Origin of the sequence: Comamonas odontotermitis, from assembly GCF_040396735.1 — a bacterium.
GTDB lineage: Bacteria > Pseudomonadota > Gammaproteobacteria > Burkholderiales > Burkholderiaceae_C > Comamonas > Comamonas odontotermitis_C.
This window is the reverse complement of record NZ_JBEBNZ010000007.1, coordinates 1-16874: the sequence shown is the minus strand read 5'-3', so window position 1 is coordinate 16874 and position 16874 is coordinate 1. Positions and strand designations below refer to the sequence as shown.

Annotated in this window: 21 protein-coding genes; 3 read left to right on the top strand and 18 right to left on the bottom strand. The window is 62.6% G+C overall.

Annotated elements, in window-relative coordinates:
• Positions 1-38: 38 nt before the first annotated feature.
• The 14 genes from hisD to ACH2DG_RS08420 all read right to left on the bottom strand — a co-directional run bounded on the left by hisD (position 39) and on the right by ACH2DG_RS08420 (position 11074).
• Positions 39-1358 carry a histidinol dehydrogenase gene (gene hisD, locus ACH2DG_RS08485; RefSeq protein ID WP_395025473.1) on the bottom strand — a complete coding sequence of 440 codons (1320 nt, stop codon included), beginning with the start codon at positions 1356-1358 and terminating at the stop codon, positions 39-41.
• Between the two features lie 93 nt (positions 1359-1451).
• On the bottom strand, positions 1452-2096 hold the full coding sequence (hisG, locus tag ACH2DG_RS08480) for an ATP phosphoribosyltransferase (protein WP_184707169.1): 645 nt from the start codon (positions 2094-2096) through the stop codon (positions 1452-1454).
• Between the two features lie 99 nt (positions 2097-2195).
• Complete coding sequence (locus tag ACH2DG_RS08475) at positions 2196-2438, bottom strand: BolA family protein (protein WP_395025471.1); 243 nt, start codon at positions 2436-2438, stop codon at positions 2196-2198.
• Between the two features lies 1 nt (position 2439).
• Positions 2440-3195, bottom strand: a complete 756-nt coding sequence (locus tag ACH2DG_RS08470; protein ID WP_224150211.1) for an ABC transporter permease — start codon at positions 3193-3195, stop codon at positions 2440-2442.
• Complete coding sequence (locus ACH2DG_RS08465; RefSeq protein ID WP_395025469.1) at positions 3192-4142, bottom strand: ABC transporter ATP-binding protein; 951 nt, start codon at positions 4140-4142, stop codon at positions 3192-3194. Before ACH2DG_RS08465 ends, ACH2DG_RS08470 begins: the two co-directional genes overlap by 4 nt.
• A 90-nt stretch (positions 4143-4232) precedes the next feature.
• A complete protein-coding gene (locus tag ACH2DG_RS08460; protein WP_395025468.1) occupies positions 4233-4511 on the bottom strand; it encodes a lipid asymmetry maintenance protein MlaB in 279 nt (92 codons plus the stop codon).
• A gap of 3 nt (positions 4512-4514) precedes the next feature.
• Entirely contained in the window at positions 4515-5162 is a 648-nt protein-coding gene (locus ACH2DG_RS08455; protein WP_395025467.1) for a phospholipid-binding protein MlaC, read from the bottom strand.
• Between the two features lie 108 nt (positions 5163-5270).
• A complete protein-coding gene (locus tag ACH2DG_RS08450; protein ID WP_395025466.1) occupies positions 5271-6053 on the bottom strand; it encodes a VacJ family lipoprotein in 783 nt (260 codons plus the stop codon).
• A 25-nt stretch (positions 6054-6078) separates the two neighbouring features.
• Positions 6079-6558 carry an outer membrane lipid asymmetry maintenance protein MlaD gene (gene mlaD, locus ACH2DG_RS08445; protein ID WP_184707030.1) on the bottom strand — a complete coding sequence of 160 codons (480 nt, stop codon included), beginning with the start codon at positions 6556-6558 and terminating at the stop codon, positions 6079-6081.
• A 38-nt stretch (positions 6559-6596) separates the two neighbouring features.
• A complete protein-coding gene (gene mlaE, locus ACH2DG_RS08440; protein WP_395025465.1) occupies positions 6597-7379 on the bottom strand; it encodes a lipid asymmetry maintenance ABC transporter permease subunit MlaE in 783 nt (260 codons plus the stop codon).
• Positions 7379-8251, bottom strand: coding sequence for an ABC transporter ATP-binding protein (locus ACH2DG_RS08435; protein ID WP_395025463.1), 873 nt, complete (start codon positions 8249-8251; stop codon positions 7379-7381). Before ACH2DG_RS08435 ends, mlaE begins: the two co-directional genes overlap by 1 nt.
• A 354-nt stretch (positions 8252-8605) precedes the next feature.
• Positions 8606-9397, bottom strand: a complete 792-nt coding sequence (locus tag ACH2DG_RS08430; protein WP_395025462.1) for an amino acid ABC transporter ATP-binding protein — start codon at positions 9395-9397, stop codon at positions 8606-8608.
• Positions 9378-10031: an amino acid ABC transporter permease gene (locus tag ACH2DG_RS08425; protein ID WP_224150217.1), complete on the bottom strand. Its 654-nt coding sequence runs from the start codon at positions 10029-10031 to the stop codon at positions 9378-9380. Before ACH2DG_RS08425 ends, ACH2DG_RS08430 begins: the two co-directional genes overlap by 20 nt.
• Positions 10032-10255: 224 nt before the next feature.
• Entirely contained in the window at positions 10256-11074 is an 819-nt protein-coding gene (locus tag ACH2DG_RS08420; RefSeq protein WP_395025461.1) for an amino acid ABC transporter substrate-binding protein, read from the bottom strand.
• 259 nt (positions 11075-11333) lie between these two features.
• Between ACH2DG_RS08420 and ACH2DG_RS08415 the strand changes: the two genes are divergently transcribed.
• The 3 genes from ACH2DG_RS08415 (at position 11334) to ACH2DG_RS08405 (ending at position 12840) form a co-directional block, all read left to right on the top strand.
• Positions 11334-11771 carry a DUF3293 domain-containing protein gene (locus tag ACH2DG_RS08415; protein WP_395025460.1) on the top strand — a complete coding sequence of 146 codons (438 nt, stop codon included), beginning with the start codon at positions 11334-11336 and terminating at the stop codon, positions 11769-11771.
• 96 nt (positions 11772-11867) lie between these two features.
• Positions 11868-12167, top strand: a complete 300-nt coding sequence (locus ACH2DG_RS08410) for a putative quinol monooxygenase (RefSeq protein WP_395025458.1) — start codon at positions 11868-11870, stop codon at positions 12165-12167.
• Positions 12168-12207: 40 nt separating this feature from the next.
• A complete protein-coding gene (locus tag ACH2DG_RS08405; RefSeq protein WP_395025456.1) occupies positions 12208-12840 on the top strand; it encodes a LysE family translocator in 633 nt (210 codons plus the stop codon).
• A 33-nt stretch (positions 12841-12873) separates the two neighbouring features.
• Here ACH2DG_RS08405 and fghA read toward each other — a convergent pair whose 3' ends face one another.
• From fghA to ACH2DG_RS08385, 4 genes are all read right to left on the bottom strand, one after another.
• Positions 12874-13740 (bottom strand): S-formylglutathione hydrolase, encoded by an 867-nt coding sequence (fghA, locus tag ACH2DG_RS08400; RefSeq protein WP_395025455.1) that lies wholly within the window; start codon positions 13738-13740, stop codon positions 12874-12876.
• A 17-nt stretch (positions 13741-13757) separates the two neighbouring features.
• A complete protein-coding gene (locus ACH2DG_RS08395) occupies positions 13758-15056 on the bottom strand; it encodes a DEAD/DEAH box helicase (RefSeq protein WP_395025453.1) in 1299 nt (432 codons plus the stop codon).
• Positions 15057-15140: 84 nt separating this feature from the next.
• Positions 15141-16256, bottom strand: coding sequence for an S-(hydroxymethyl)glutathione dehydrogenase/class III alcohol dehydrogenase (locus ACH2DG_RS08390; RefSeq protein WP_395025452.1), 1116 nt, complete (start codon positions 16254-16256; stop codon positions 15141-15143).
• Positions 16257-16315: 59 nt separating this feature from the next.
• Complete coding sequence (locus ACH2DG_RS08385) at positions 16316-16582, bottom strand: metal/formaldehyde-sensitive transcriptional repressor (RefSeq protein ID WP_395025451.1); 267 nt, start codon at positions 16580-16582, stop codon at positions 16316-16318.
• Positions 16583-16874 lie beyond the last annotated feature (292 nt).

Genomic DNA, 16874 nt, shown 5'->3' with positions numbered 1-16874 from the left:
GTGCCGGGTGGTTCAGGACACCGTACGGGCCAAGAGCCTTAACGCTTCAGCCGCATTTCCGCCGCGCGGGCATGGCCCTGCAGGCCTTCGCCATAGGCGAGCACGGAAGCTGTTTTGCCCAAAATCTGCGCACCGGCTTCGCTCACTTCGATGAGGCTGGAGCGCTTCTGGAAATCGTACACACCCAGGGGTGACGAAAAGCGCGCCGTACCGCTGGTGGGCAGCACGTGGTTGGGGCCAGCGCAGTAGTCGCCCAGGCTTTCGCTGGTGTAGGCGCCCAGGAAGATCGCGCCTGCATGGCGCAGCAATGGCTCCCAACGGTGCGGGTCGCTGCTGGAGACTTCCAGATGCTCAGGAGCAATGCGGTTGGAGATGGCGCAGGCCTCTTCCATATCGCGCGTCAGGATCAGCGCGCCACGGTCGGTCAGGCTCTTGGCGATGATGGCCATGCGCGGCATCTCGGGCAGCAGTCGGTCAATTTCGCGCTGCACGGCCTCGATGTAGGCGGCATCGGGGCACAGCAGAATGGACTGCGCCAACTCGTCATGCTCGGCCTGGCTGAACAGGTCCATCGCCACCCACTCGGGGGGCGTCGTGCCGTCGGCCAGCACCAGAATCTCGGAGGGCCCGGCAATCATGTCGATGCCCACGATGCCGAACACGCGCTTCTTGGCGCTGGCCACATAGGCGTTGCCGGGGCCGGTGATCTTGTCCACCTTGGGAATGGTGGCCGTGCCGTAGGCCAGGGCCGCTACGGCCTGCGCGCCGCCGATGGTGAAGGCCCGGTGTACACCCGCCACATAGGCGGCAGCCAGCACCAGCGCATTCTTTTCGCCTTTGGGCGTTGGCACGACCATGATGATGTCCTGCACACCTGCCACATGGGCGGGGATTGCGTTCATCAGCACGCTGGAGGGATAGGCCGCCTTGCCGCCCGGCACGTAGATGCCCACGCGGTCCAGCGGCGTGACCTTCTGGCCCAGCAGCGTGCCGTCTTCGTCGCGGTAGCTCCAGCTTTCGCCATTGGCCTTCTTCTGCGCCTCATGGTAGCTGCGCACGCGGCGTGCGGCCGATTCCAGGGCCTCGCGCTGCTCGGAGGGCAGGCCCTCGAAGGCCGCCTTGAGTTCGTCCTGTTTGAGCTCCAGCGCAGCCATGCCCTCGGCCTGCAGACCATCGAAGCGTGCGGTGTACTCCAGCACAGCCGCATCGCCGCGCTTTTGCACATCGGCCAGGATGTCTGCCACGCGCTGCTCGATGGCTGCATCCGTATCGGCCGACCAATGCAGGCGCTGCGCAAAATCATGCTCAAAAGTGGCACTAGCAGTTGACAGTCGGGCGGGAGCAGCTACGAATTCCATAGTGATTACCAGGGTGTGAAGTCCATCATTTTCCATGTCTTGGCCATCAGGATCCCGTGAGGAAGGCAATCGACCGGGTGGCCAAGAAAGGGATCAGTTGTTTTTGGCAATGCCTGCCGCAAACACATCAATGATATGGCGCAGGCGCTGCTGCTTGAGCTTGAGCGCGGCCTGGTTGACCACCAGGTGCGAGCTGATATCGATGATGTGCTCGACCTCCTTGAGGTTGTTGGCCTTGAGCGTGTTGCCGGTGCTCACCAGATCGACAATGGCATCGGCCAGGCCTGTGAGCGGCGCCAGCTCCATGCTGCCGTAGAGCTTGATCAGGTCGACGTGTACGCCCTTGTTGGCAAAGAACTCGCGCGCGATCTCGGTGTACTTGGTGGCCACGCGCAGGCGGGCACCACGCTTGACGGCCTGCTCATAGTCAAAATCGTTGCGCACTGCCACGCTCACGCGGCACTTGGCAATCTGCAGATCCAGTGGCTGGAACAAGCCGCTGCCGCCATGCTCCAGCAAGGTGTCCTTGCCGGTCACACCGGCATCGGCGCCGCCATACTGCACATAGGTGGGAACATCGGTGGCACGCACCAGCACCACCTGCACATCGGGCTGGGTGGTGGGGAAAATCAGCTTGCGCGACTTTTCCGGGTCTTCCAGCACCTCGATGCCGGCAGCGGCCAGCAGTGGCAGGGTTTCGTCAAAGATGCGGCCCTTGGAGAGGGCCAGGGTGATCATGGTGTTCTTGTCCATGGAAGCACTTTCGCTGCTGATTTTGAATGAAACCAGCCATCAGCGCATGGTGGATGCGCGCCAGCAGCTATCAAAACAATAGTATCAAACCGATTGCGCCGCCCACTCGGCGGGCGTGAGGGTCTTCATCGACAGGGCATGCACCTCGTCGGTGTGCATTTTCTGGCCCAGCGTGGCGTAGACCAACTGGTGCCGCTGAATCAGGCGCTTGCCTTCAAATGCGGGCGAGACGATGGTGGCAAACCAGTGGCGGCCATCGCCTTCCAGCGAGATATGGTCGCAGGCGAGGCCCGCGGCAATGATGTTTTGAAGTTCGTCAGCAGTCATTTCAGTTTCTGATTTTGTAGCCGGTGCGCAGCAGATGCACGGCCAGTGCGCTCACCAACAGCCATGCCACGCCCACAATGCCCAGGCTCAGCCAGGGCGAGGTATCGCTCTGGCCGAAAAAGCCGTAGCGGAAGCCGTCGATCATGTAGAAGAACGGGTTGAGGTGGCTGACCTTCTGCCAGAACGGCGGCAGCGACTGGATGGAATAGAACACGCCCGAGAGGAATGTCATTGGCACGATGACGAAGTTCTGGAACGCAGCCATCTGGTCGAACTTGTCGGCCCACAGCCCGGCAATCAGGCCCAGAGTGCCCATGAGCGCAGCGCCCAATACCGCAAACATCAGGGCCCAGGGCAGCGACGCGAAATGGGGCGGCGCAAAGAACAAGGTGACCACGTACACGCCCACGCCCACCGCCAGGCCGCGCACCACGGCCGCGCCCACAAAGGCAAAGAACCAGCCCCAGTGCGACAGCGGCGTGAGCAGCACGAACACCAGGCTGCCCATGATCTTGCTTTGCACGAGGCTCGATGAGCTGTTGGCAAATGCGTTCTGCAGCAGGCTCATCATCACGAGGCCGGGCACCAGGAATGCGGTGTAGCTGACGTCGTTGAACACCGTCACCCGGCCTTGCAGCACATGGCCAAAGATCAACAGGTACAGCACGGCGGTCAGCACCGGTGCCGCAATGGTCTGGAAGCTCACCTTCCAAAAGCGCAGCACCTCTTTGTAGAACAGGGTTTGCCAGCCGTTCATCGCGCCACCCCCTGGCCCAGCTGGGCAGTGGCGTGGGGGGATGCGGCATCGCGGGACATCACTTGCAAGAACACATCCTCCAGGTCCGCGCGGCGGATCTCCAGATCTTCCACGGGAACGCCCACGCTGCGCAACTGCGCCAGAATGCGCTCCACATCGACCGCGCTGGCAGCGGGCAGCTGTACGATGCGGCCGGTGATGCGGGCCTGCGCAGCCAGGTCGGCAGGCAACAGCGCATCGGTCTTGAACTGCAGCACGTTGGACGAGCCGCCCTGCAGCAGCTCGGCCATGGTGGAGAGCGCAACGATATGGCCCGAGCGCAGCATTGCGATGCGGTTGCACAGGGCTTCGGCCTCCTCCAGGTAATGGGTGGTGAGCAGCACCGTATGGCCCTGCTTGTTGAGCTTGCTGACAAACTGCCACAGCGTCTGGCGCAATTCCACGTCCACGCCTGCCGTAGGCTCGTCGAGCACGATGATGGGTGGTTTGTGCACCAGCGCCTGCGCCACCAGCACGCGGCGCTTCATGCCGCCCGAGAGCTGGCGCATGTTGGCGTTGGCCTTGTCGGCCAGGCCCAGGCTCTCCAGCAATTCGTCAATCCAGGCATCGTTGTTTTTGACCCCGAAGTAGCCAGACTGGATGCGCAGCGACTCGCGCACGTTGAAGAAGGGATCGAACACCAGCTCCTGCGGCACGATGCCCAGCTTGCGGCGCGCATTGGCATAGTCCTCCCGCACGTCGCTGCCGAGCACCTTGACGGAGCCGCCGCTGGCGCGGGCCAGGCCCGCCAGAATGCTGATCATGGTCGTCTTGCCAGCACCATTGGGGCCGAGCAGGCCAAAGAATTCGCCTTCCTCGATGTCGAGGTTGACGTTATTCAATGCCTGGAAAGAACCCTTGGCAGTCTGGTAGACCTTGGAGACGGATTGGAAGGCGATGGCGGACATGAGCCAGCCATTGTAGGCGCAGCGCGCGCGGGCTGCTGAACTGGGGAGAAAGATGCAACAGGGGTGCTTTAAGCGTAGCCTGCAGCAGGGTTATGCCACCTGCAGCATGCCATCGACGCCATAGAGGCGCGCCAGCGATGCAACGGCCGCCGGCAGGCCCGCCACCTGAAAAGTCTGGCCTGCGGCCAGCGCCGTGCGCCGGCATTCCAGCAATACGGCTAGCGCCGCAGAATCGAAGACCGCCAGCGCGCTGGCATCCACCACCGCTGCGCTGCCTGCTGGCAACTGCGCCAAGCCCGCCTGCAATTGCTGCAGGCAGGCGGTGGCCTGGGCGTTGGTGAGAGTGGATGGCAGGCGCAGCGCGGTCATGGCTTACTTGCCTGCGTTGGCCTTGTTGCGGGCCACGATGGAGTCGATCAGCGTCTGGGGACTGCCACCGGGCTTGTTCAGCTCCTGCTGGAACTGGTTGCGGTAGGTCTCCACCATCCAGATGCCCATCACGTTCAGGTTGTAGATCTTCCAGCCCATGCCTTGGCCAGGCGTCTTCTCCAGGCGGTAGTCGAGCTGAATCGGATCGCCACGGCCCAGGATCTCGGAGCGCACCACCACTTCCTTGTCGCCTTCCTGCATGCGCACGGGCTTGACGCTGATGGTCTGGTCGCTCACCTGGTGCAGGGCGCCCGCATAGGTGTTGACCATCAGCTTCTTGAACTCGTCCTGCAGCTGTTGCTGCTGGGCCGCCGTGGCAGTGCGCCACTTGGGGCCGACGGCAGACGCCATCATGCGACGGAAATCCACATTGGGCATCACCACGCTGTCGACGTAGGAGGTGATCTTGCTCACATCGCCTGCGCGGATGCTCTGGTCGGTCTTCAGGGTGTTCAGCACCTGTTCAGACAGTTGCTTGATCATGGCGTCGGGAGCCATGTCGGCAGCGCTCGCTGCCAGCGGCGCTCCCGCGAGGCATGCCACTGCAGCCCACGCGGCAGAGTATTGCACCCATGCGCGACGATTCATCATGTCCATTCCTTTCAAGCAGCCTTCTGCAAGTGCAGATGACTGCATTTTTGACGCGAACGCCGACGGAGAAGTTCAATCCGGCGTGTGTCTGGTGTAAATCTTTATGTCTTACTTCTTGAACACCTTGCCCATCGGGGCGGGCTCGGCAGCGGATTCGTTCATCCACTGGGTCTCGTCCTCCACCTCGTCAGGCGTTGCAGCACGGTGGCGCAGCTGCAGGTAGGCGTCGCGGGTGAAGCTGTACTTGTCGAGCGCTGCAGCCTCCACCAGCGAGGTGGTGCCCAGCAGGTTGGCGCGGGTGTTGACTACGCGCAACGCATAGATGGAGTTGCGCGCGCCTATGTCGTTGACGTAGCCAACGGGATCGCCTTGCCAGTCCACGACAAAGCCCACCGAGTCACGCACCGACGAAGGGCCGAGCAGCGGCCAGACAATATAGGCGCCAGCAGGCATGCCGTAATGCGCCATGGTCAGGCCAAAATCCTGCTTGCGGCGCTCGATGTCCATGTCCGAGGCGATGTCGATCAGGCCGCCGAGACCGAACACCGTGTTGGTGGTAAAACGCACCACGCTGTTGTAGGTGCCCTCGCCCTTGAGCTGCAAGGCGTTGTTGACGACAGACCACAGATCGCCCAAGTTGGAAAAGAAATTGGTCACAGCCGTGCGCACGGGCTTGGGCGTGATGTCCTTGTAGCCGGTGGCCACAGGCTCCAGCACCGCGTTGTCCAGCGCGTCATTGAACTTGAACACCGCACGGTTGTAGGGCTCCAGCGGGTCGCGGGGGTCGGCATTGGGGCCGGTGGCACAGCCGGCCATCAGGGCACTGGCACCCAGCGCCCCGGCCATCATCCAGCTGCGGCGCGCGCCAAATCGGGGTTGCGTCTTGGTCATCGTTGTTCTCTTGTTATATCTAGGATTATTCTTGCGGCTTGGCGCTCGCGCCTTCCGAAGCCTTGCCATACAGGAACTGGCCAATCAGATTTTCCAGCACCACGGCCGACTGGGTGTTGGTGATGGTGTCACCGGCAGCAAGGGTTTTCTCGTCATAGCCTGGCTCGACGCCCACATACTGGTCGCCCAGCAGGCCGCTGGTCAGGATCTTGAACGAGCTGTCCTTGGGAAAGGCATAGCCGTTGTTCAACTCCAGGTGCACATCGGCCTGGAAGGTCTTGTCATTGAACGTAATGTTCTTGACCTTGCCCACCTTGACGCCAGCGCTGCGCACCGCCGCCTGCGGCTTGAGGCCGCCAATGTTATCGAAGCGGGCAGTGACCTCATAGCCCTTGCTGAAATCCAGGGTCAGCAGGTTGCCCGCCTTGAGCGCCAGAAACACCAGCGCGGCAGCTCCCAGCATCACGAACAGGCCGACCCAAAAATCGGTTTTAGAGGGTTGCATATGCAAATCCGTTTCTTGTCACTCTATTTTCTATAGCATCAAATACTGAACATGGTTGCGGTGAGCAGGAAATCCAGCGCCAGCACCGCCAGCGATGCCATCACCACCGTGCGCGTGGTGGCGCGCGACACGCCCTCAGGCGTGGGCTTGGCCACGTAGCCCTGCAGCAGCGCCACAAAGGTCACCGTCACACCGAACACGAAGCTCTTGATGACGCCATTGCCCAGATCGGTCAGCACATCGACGCCATTCTGCATCTGGCCCCAGAAGGCGCCGCCGTCGATATTGAGCATCAGCACGCCCACGATCCAGCCGCCGACCACGCCCACTGCGCTGAACACGGCCGCCAGCAAAGGCATGGTGATGAGGCCCGCCCAAAAGCGCGGTGCCAGGATGCGCTCCACGGGATCGACCGCCATCATCTCCATGGCAGACAGTTGCTCGCCGGCTTTCATCAGGCCGATTTCGGCCGTGAGTGCCGTGCCGGCACGCCCGGCAAACAGCAAGGCGGTCACCACGGGCCCGAGTTCGCGCAGCAGGGTCAGTGCCACCATCATGCCCACGGCTTCGGTCGAGCCGTAGCGCTGCAGGATGTAGTAGCCCTGCAGGCCCAGCACAAAGCCCACGAACAGGCCCGACACGCCGATGATGGCGAGCGAATAATTGCCCAGAAAGTGAATCTGGTCGCGCAGCAGCGCCGGGCGCTTGAGTACGTAGCCCAGTGCGCCCACCAAGCGCAGCAGCAACCGCGTAGCCTGGCCTACGCCCACCGCCTTGCTGCGCAATGCAAAACCAATGTCGGAAGGGTGCCACCAACGCATCAGCGGCCTCCTTTCCTGGCAGCCGCGCCTGGGCCGGCTGCAACTGAGCCGGCCACGCCTGAGCCGCCCGCTCCGAAGTCTTCTTCCATGCTGGGCCCTGGAACATGAAAAGGCACAGGGCCCTGTGGCAGTGCTCCCACAAACTGGTGCACCAGTGGGTCGGTGCTGGCCTTCACCTCTTCGGGCGAACCTTGTGCGGCCACCACGCCCGGGCCCAGAATGATCACCTGATCGGCCAGCTTGAATGTTTCTTCAACATCGTGCGAGACGATGATGGTCGTCAGTCCCATGGCGTCGTTGAGCTCACGGATCAGCTGCGCCGAGGTGCCCAGCGAAATCGGGTCCAGCCCGGCAAAGGGCTCGTCATACATGATGAATTCGGGATCAAGCGCAATCGCCCGCGCCAGCGCCACGCGCCGCGCCATGCCGCCCGATATCTGCGAGGGCATCAGATCGCGCGCGCCACGCAGACCCACGGCCTGCAGCTTCATCAGCACAATGTCGCGGATCAGCGGTTCTGCCAGATCGGTGTGCTCGCGCAGCGGAAACGCCACGTTCTCGAACACGCTCATGTCAGTGAACAGCGCGCCAAACTGGAACAGCATGCCCATGCGGCGCCGTGCTGCATACAGCTGGGCCTGGCTCATCGCACCCACATCCTGCCCGCCCACCAGCACTTCGCCAGCCTGGGCGCGCACCTGGCCGCCAATCAGCCGCAGGATCGTGGTTTTTCCGCCGCCGGACGCCCCCATCAGCGCCGTTACCTTGCCGCGCGGAATCGTCAGCGACACATCGCGCAGGATGGTGCGGTCGCCATATCCAAAGGTGACGTTGCGTAGCTCTGCGAGTGGTGTGGAAGCGGTAGATGGCATAGAAAAACCGGATGGAACCGGCTTGATCATCATACGTGATCGCCGTCATCCTCATTGTCGTCAATTGGTGAACGCAGCGACCTTCTGGCAGCAACATTTGCAACAAACATTCACGCATGTATTTATAGCATCACATCGCCACTTTGCCAGCGGGAGGCCCCTTGCCGCCGCAGGCTATTGGCGCGGCGGTTGCACGATTTGCTGCAGTGCGGCAGCCCTGCGCCATCGACCCACGGCGCTGCTATGAAAAATTCTTTTTCAATAGCAAAAAGCGCCCGGCAGACGGGCGCTTGAGGTCAATATGGCCACTCCGGCAGCATCTTTCTGCGCGCTGGAGCTTTCCCTTTCGCTCGCTCAGAGCATGTTTTCCAGAAACGACCGGATGCGCGGGTGGCTGCATTCCTCAAAAAAGGCCCTCGCCTGCTTGGCCTCGATCAGCTCACCCTGGTCCATGAACACAACGGTATTGGCCACTTCCCGGGCAAAGCCCATTTCGTGCGTGACCACCAGCATGGTCATGTGCTCTTCGGCCAGCTCGCGCATGGTGCGCAGCACTTCGCCGGTCAGCTCCGGGTCCAGCGCGGAGGTCGGCTCGTCAAACAGCATGATGTCCGGCTCCATGGCCAGTGCGCGCGCAATGGCCACGCGCTGCTTCTGGCCGCCCGACAGGCGGGCGGGGTAGGCATCGGCCTTTTCCGACAGGCCCACCTTGCGCAGCAGCGCCTGCGCCTTGGGCATGATCTGGTCGCGCGTCATGCCCTTGACGATCATCGGTGCCTCGATGATGTTTTCCAGCACCGTCAGGTGCGGGAAGAGGTTGAACGACTGAAACACCATGCCCATGCGGCGCAGAATGGTGCGCAGTTCGGCGTCGGGCACATACTGCGCCACGCCCTGGGCATTGTTCTGCACCAGGGTGGCGCCGCCCACCACGACGGAGCCGGAATCGATTACCTCCAGGTGGTTCAGGCAGCGCAGGAATGTGCTCTTGCCCGAGCCCGACGGTCCGATCACTGCCACGACCTCGCCCTTGTGGATATCGAGCGACACGCCCTTGAGCACCTCGGCACCGCCGAAGGCCTTGTGGATGCCGCGGGCCTGCACCATGACGCCCGCCTGGGTGAAATCAAGCGTCGTACTTGGCATAGCGTTTCTCCAAACGGTTGAAGCCCCAGGTCAGCACCAGGGTCATGATGAGATAGAAGGCCGCAGCCACCACGAAAGGCGTGGTGGTGAAATCGCGCTGAACGATCCCACGCGCGGCGCGCAGCAGGTCGTTCAGTGCCAGCACGTAGATCAGCGAGGTGTCCTTGACCAGGGTGATGGTTTCGTTGCTGACCGGCGGCAGGATGGTGCGGATCATCTGCGGCAGCACGATGCGGCGCATGGTCTGGCCATACGACAGGCCCAGCACTTTGGCGCCTTCGTACTGGCCACGGTCCACGCTCTGGATGCCGGCACGGAAGATTTCGGCAAAGTAGGCGGCGTAGTTGAGCGCAAACGCCACCACGGCCGCAGGAAAATCAGGCAGGCGAACGCCGACCACTGGCACGAACGGCAGCGCAAAGTAGATGAACAGCAACTGCAGCATCAAGGGCGTGCCGCGCATCAGCCAGATGTAGCCCTCGACCAGGCGCGAGAGCCATTTGAAGGGCGAGATACGCGCCAGCGCCAATGCCAGGCCCAACGGCACCGACAGCACCAGAGTGATGACAAACAGCTTGAGAGTCACCAGGGCGCCATTGGAGAGCGGCCCCAGAAGTGAAATTACATAATCCATCGCATGCCCTCAGGTGGCGCCCTGCCTCGCGCGCCGTATGCCTGACGGTGTGCGGCGCATCTCGCCGCCACACACTTCTATCAAAAAGAGAGCTGGTGGCGCTCATCCACATTGAACTTCAATGGCTTTCATGCCAAAGAGTCAATATGGCTGCGCGCTACCAGCTATGTTTTTTGCAGATTTCTTGCACCAGCAGGGCGCGGTGTGCACCCTGCAATCCGCTATCAGTGCTTGATCACGTCCGCGCCAAACCACTTCTTGGCGATCTCTTCGGCCTTGCCATCCTTCTTCATTTCGCCCAGCACGTCGTTGATCTTGTTGCGGGTGGCCTCGTCGTCCTTGCGGAAGCCCACGCCATAGTCTTCGGTGCCGAAGTCGTCTGCGAGCACCACATAGTTGTCAGGCTTCTTGTTGACCAGGTAGCGGCCCACCACTTCGTCCACCACCACCACATCCAGGCGGCCGGCTTCCACGTCCATCAGCGCAGCAATGTTGTCGCCAAACAGCTTGGTTTCCTTGAACTTGGACGACAGTTCCTTGTCCTTTTCCATCGCCGTCACGGCACTGGAGCCTTCCTGAGCGCCTACCACCTTGCCAGCCATGTCGGCCTTGGTCTTGATGGGCGAGCCAGCCTTCACGATGATGATCTGCTTGTTGACCATGTACGGATCGGTGAACAGGATCTTTTCCTTGCGCTCTTCCAGAATCGTCAGGCCGTTCCACAGCGCATCCACGCGCTTGCCCAGCAACTCGGCTTCCTTGGCGTTCCAGTCGATGGGCTTGAATTCCACTTCGATGCCCGCGCGTTTGGCCGCTTCGCGGGCCATGTCGATGTCAAAACCCACGATTTCGTTCTTCTCGTCACGGAAACCCATGGGCGGGAAGTTGTCGTCCAGGCCCACCACCAGCTTGGAAGCCACAGCAGCGACCGGTGCAGGCGCTGGCGCCGGCGTTTCTGCCGCAGGCTTGGGAGCTTCATTCTTGCTGCAAGCGGCAAGCAGGGCAGACAGCGCCAGGGTGGCAACGAAGGAACGTTTTTTCATGGTGTCCAACAACGCAAAGAGAAAGACAAAATAAGAGCACCTGGCTTGTTCGGGACAAGATACCAAGTGCGGGCGAAGCGGGTATTGTCTCCGATCACACGAATTTCGTGTCGCCTTTATGGAAAACTCTGCCGGGCTAGTCGGACGTCGGCAAGCCGCTACGATGGCGACCCTGGCTGGCACAGGCTGGCCCCTGCCGTGATTTTCAATGGAATATGCCGCCAGCGCTTACCCAAAAAGCGCTGGCAGCTATCAAACTATGACCACCCTCTCGCCCGCACTGCGCAAGGCCTTTGAAGAAACCCAGTACCACGTGCTGCACCAAGCACCCTTTGGCTTGCAGGTGGGCCAGCCCCAGCCCGTGCTCACGGCTCTCTACCAGCAGCACCAGACCGATTGCGCCTGCCTCATCACCGCCTTCAACCCCATGGGCGAATTGCTGGACAAGGACGAAAACATCGAGCGCCATGCCCAGTTGGGCCGCGCCCTGGGCGCCGCCGGCTACGCGGCACTGCCCACCGTGGCCCAGCACCCTGCCAACGGCTGGCCCGCCGAACCGGGCTTTCTCGTCATCGGCATGGGCCGCGAAGATGCCCAGCGCTGGGCCGCCGAATGGGAACAGCTGGCGGTGCTGTGGACCGCAGCCGATACTGTGCCCCAGTTGCTGGAAACCCGGGTGCCAGGCTGGATGCGCTGACCGCCAGAATCGGCCCGGCTGAGGGGCGCGAATGCGGATCTCGATGGCGCCCCCCGCCCCTTGCCTGCTTGGCTTGCATCCATGAAAGGAAAACACATGCTGTTGATTGTTGGTACCGTCCGCCTGCCTGCCGCCAACCTGGAGCGCGCCAGACCTGCGATGCGTGCGATGGTGCAGGCCTCGCGCGCCGAGGCCGGGTGCCTGGAGTACAGCTATGGCGAAGACGTGCTGGAGCCGGGCCTGATCCATGTGAAGGAGTTGTGGAGTGACCAGACCGCGCTGGACGCGCATTTCGCATCCAGCCACATCCAAACCTGGCGCGCCGCATGGCCTGCGCTGGAGATGGGTGACAGAAACCTGCGCGTCTATGATGTAGGATCGCCGCGCAGCACCTGATGTGCGGCTTGCCCTCCAACCTTGCGGAAAAGTATTGACGATGCCTGATTTCAACAACTGGCTGGCCTTTGCCCTCATCTCGCTGGGCATGGTGCTGACACCAGGGCCCAACATGGTCTACCTGATCTCGCGCTCCATCTGCCAGGGGCGCACCGCAGGTCTGATCTCCCTGGGCGGTGTGGCACTGGGCTTTGTGTTCTACATGGTGTGCGCGGCTCTGGGCATCACCGCCATCGTGATGGCCATCCCATTTGCCTATGATGCGCTGCGCATTGGCGGCGCGCTGTATCTGCTGTACCTGGCGTGGCAAGCCGTCAAACCCGGGGGGCGCTCACCGTTCGAAGTGCGGCAACTGCCGCAGGACAGCCCGCGAAAACTGTTTGCCATGGGCTTTCTCACCAACCTGCTCAATCCCAAGATTGCCGTGATGTACCTGTCGCTGCTGCCCCAGTTCATCACCCCCGCGCATGGCAGCGTCTTTTCGCAGTCCATCGCATTGGGCTTGACGCAGATCGTGATCAGCGTCAGCGTGAATGCCGCCATCGCAATGCTGGCAGGCTCCATCGCCGTGTTTTTGGCGCAGCGCCCCAGCTGGATACAGGTTCAGCGCTGGTTGATGGGCACCGTACTGGCGGGTCTTGCCCTGCGGATGCTGACCGAGGCGCGCAAGTAGCCCGGCCGCAGCAGGTCGGGAGCGCGCACAAGCCTACAACTGGCGCGCGTGAAAGCGCAGGTGCTCATCCATGAAGGTCTGGATGAAGTAGTAGCCGTGGTCGTAGCCCGCATGGCGGCGCAGCGTGAGCGGCTGGCCTGCCTTGGCGCAGGCAGCCTCGAAGGCTTCGGGCAGCAGTTGCTTTTCGAGCAGAAACTTGTCGGCCAGCCCCTGGTCGATCAGGATGCCTGCCGGGTATGGCGCCTGCGACTGCGCGGTCATCAGCTCGGTGGCATCATGCTGCGCCCACGCTGCCTGGTTGTCGCCCAGGTAGCCGGAAAAGGCTTTCTGGCCCCAAGGGCAGTGAATGGGGTTGGCAATGGGTGCAAAGGCCGATACCGATTTGAACACCCCGGGATGGCGCAGCGCCAGGGTCAGCGCCCCATGGCCGCCCATGCTGTGACCCAAAATACCCAGGCGCTGCAGATCGACGGGCAGCCTGGCGCCCACCAGCGGTAGCAGGTCATGGAGGATGTAGCTTTCCATGCGCCAATGCAGCGCCCAGGGCTTGGCGGTGGCATCGAGGTAAAAACCGGCCCCCACGCCAAAATCCCAGCTCTCCGATTCACCTTGCAGGCCCGCGCCGCGCGGGCTGGTGTCACACGTCAGCAGAGCCACATTCAGCTCGGCAGCCAGGCGCTGCGCTGCAGCCTTGACCATGAAAGTCTCTTCGGTGCAGGTGAGCCCTGCCAGGTACATCAGCACAGGCACCTTTTCACCCTCAACTGCCTTGGGCGGCAGATAGATGGAGAACTTCATCACCAGACCCGTCTCGCTGGAGAAGTGCTCGTAGAAGCGCTGCGCACCGCCAAAAGAGGCATGGGCGGCGTTGAGCTTGAGGGTAGAGGTGGCGTCAACCATGGAAATCCTTTTTTAATTCACTGCGTCGTCTTGCCAGGGCGGGCCGCAGGCATGCCTGCCTGTTGTGCTGCCGCGCGCAGTTTGTCTTTCTTGCTCATGCGCTTGCCCTTGATGCCGCCGTTGTTTCCGTCTTCCTGCGGCTGGAGCGTGGGCTCGGGCTCGGTCACCGGATAGGAGGGCAACTGCTCCAGCTCCACAGCAAGCGCATTGCGTTTGGCAATCAGCTTCCAGTGCGCCAGGCTTGCGGGCGTGACGAGGCTGATGGCCAGGCCGCTCAGCCCTGCGCGGCCTGTGCGGCCAATGCGGTGGGTGTAATCGGTCGGCGAGCGCGGCAGGTCGTAGTTGACGACCAGCGGCAGCGCATCGACATGGATGCCACGCGCTGCCAGATCGGTAGTGATCAGCACCTGCCACTGGCTGCTGCGAAACTCCTGCAGCACCTGCTGGCGTGCGCCCTGGCTCAGCTCGCCATGGAAGGCCGTGGCGTTGATGCCCCGGTCGTACAGCTTGTTGGCCACGTGCTCCGCGCTGTAGCGGCTGGCCACGAACACCAGCATGCGCTGGCCCTTGTACTGCTCGATCAGATCGCGCAGCACCGGCGTGCGCTTGGCGGCATCCACGTACAGCGCGCGCTGCTCGATGGTGGCGTCTTCCAGGTGGGTGGATGCGATCTCGACCCGCGCATGGCCGTCGCACAGCAGCTGGGGCACCAGGGCCTGCACGGCGGGGGCAAACGTGGCAGACAGCAGCAGGGTCTGGCGCTGCGCCTTGGCGGGCACCAGGGCCAGCACGCGGTTCAGCTCGTCGGCAAAACCCAGGTCCATCAGGCGGTCGGCCTCGTCCAGCACCAGGGTGCGAATGGTGTCCAGCCGCAGTTTGCTGTGGTCCACCACATCCAGCAGACGCCCGGGGGTGGCAATCACCATGTCCACGCCCCCGCGCAGGGCCAGCAGTTGCGGATTGATGGATACACCGCCCGTGAGCACCGCCACCTTGGGGCGGCGGCCCAGTGCCTCGCCCACAAAATAGACCAGCTCTGCCACCTGCGTGGCCAGCTCACGCGTGGGCACCAGAACCAGGGCCTGGGTTTCACGCGTCCCGGGCCTGTCGCCCGCGTCGCTCAGCATCCAGGCCTGCAACAGCGGCAGCACGTAGGCGGCAGTCTTGCCCGAGCCTGTGGGCGCGCAAGCCAGCAGGTCACCACCGTCCAGAATGGCGGGGATGGCTTGCTGCTGGATGGCCGTGGGCGCAATCAGCCCCTGCGATTGGGCGGCATGGGCGAGCGATGGCGCAAGGCCGAGTGTGGAGAAGGACATGGAGACAAGGGCGCGGCTGCTGCCGCAATAAAGCATTCAGCCCGCCATTGTCGGGCCTGCGGGCCGATTGCGTGCGGCGAGGTTTTATTCGGCGTAATTGACGACCGAGCGGATCGACTTGCCTTCATGCATCAGGTCGAATGCCTCGTTGATCTGCGCCAGACCCATGGTGTGGGTGACGAACGGTGCCAGCTGGATCTTGCCCGCCATCGCGTCTTCCACCATGCCAGGCAGTTGCGAGCGGCCCTTGACGCCGCCAAAGGCCGTGCCCATCCACTTGCGGCCGGTCACCAGCTGGAAGGGGCGGGTCGAAATCTCCTGCCCGCTGCCTGCCACACCGATGATGACGCTCTGGCCCCAGCCACGGTGCGCGCATTCGAGCGCGGCCCGCATGACGTGGACGTTGCCAATGCATTCAAAGCTGTGGTCCACACCCCAGCCGGTCATCTCGACGATCACCTGCTGGATCGGCTTGTCATGGTCCTTGGGGTTGACGCAGTCAGTGGCGCCAAAGGTGCGGGCCAGCTCGAACTTGCCAGGGTTGGTATCGACGGCGATGATGCGGCCGGCCTTGGCCAGCTTGGCGCCCTGAATGACTGCCAGGCCAATCCCACCCAGGCCGAACACGGCCACCGTGTCGCCTTCCTGCACCTTGGCGGTGTTCTTGACGGCGCCCAGGCCCGTGGTTACGCCGCAGCCCAGCAGGCAGACCTGCTCGGGGTTCGCATCGGGGTTGATCTTGGCCAGCGACACGGCGGCCACCACCGTGTATTCGCTGAACGTGGAGCATCCCATGTAGTGGTAGATGGGCTCGCCGTTGTACGAGAAGCGCGTGGTTCCGTCGGGCATCACGCCCTTGCCCTGGGTGGCGCGCACGGCGGTGCACAGATTGGTCTTGCCGCTTTTGCAGAACAGGCATTCACCGCATTCGGCGGTGTAGAGCGGAATCACATGGTCACCAGGCTTGACGCTGGTCACGCCCTCGCCCACTTCCACCACAATGCCTGCGCCTTCATGGCCCAGCACGGCGGGGAAGAGGCCTTCGGGATCATCGCCACTCAGCGTGAAGGCATCGGTGTGGCACACGCCAGTATGGGTGATCTTGACCAGCACCTCGCCCGCCTGGGGCGGCGCGACGTCGATCTCGACGATCTGCAGGGGCTCTCCGGCTTTGAAGGCAACAGCGGCGCGGGATTTCATGGGTGGACTCCTTGGGTCAAAAACGGGTGGAACGGTCAAACGCTGCCAGGGCAGCGCGCCTATTTGAGGTACGAGCGCAGCAGCGCCAGCATCTCTTCGATATCAGTCTGCGAGGGCGCGGGCTGCCTGGCCATGGTCTCGCGCAGATGGCTGTCGAGCAGATCAGCCATCAGGCCATGCACGGCGCCGCGCATCGCAGCCAGCTGCTGCAGGATGGGCGCGCAGTCGGTGCCCGCCTCCACCGCGCGCGCCAGCGCATCAGCCTGCCCACGAATGCGGTTCAGGCGCGTAATGGCACGGCGTTTGTCTTCGACCGAATGGGGCATGATGCAGGTTTTTGCAGATACTGGTAGACAGTATAAAAGATAAGCGCACAGCCAGTAATCTCAAAATCCAGAAAATTCACCATTACTCAGGGGGAGTACACCACCTTACGGGCCCAACCGTTCACCAGTTGCCAACAAAAAAGCCGCACACCTTCCGGTATGCGGCTTGGTTTTGCGGCGGTGAGTCAAAGGCAACCGTTCAGCTTGCCGTTTCACGAGACCCAAAGGGCGACCGGGAAGGCCGCCCCACCCTGTCAACGTGGCAGGTCGCTCTCCCCCATCAGGAACTCAT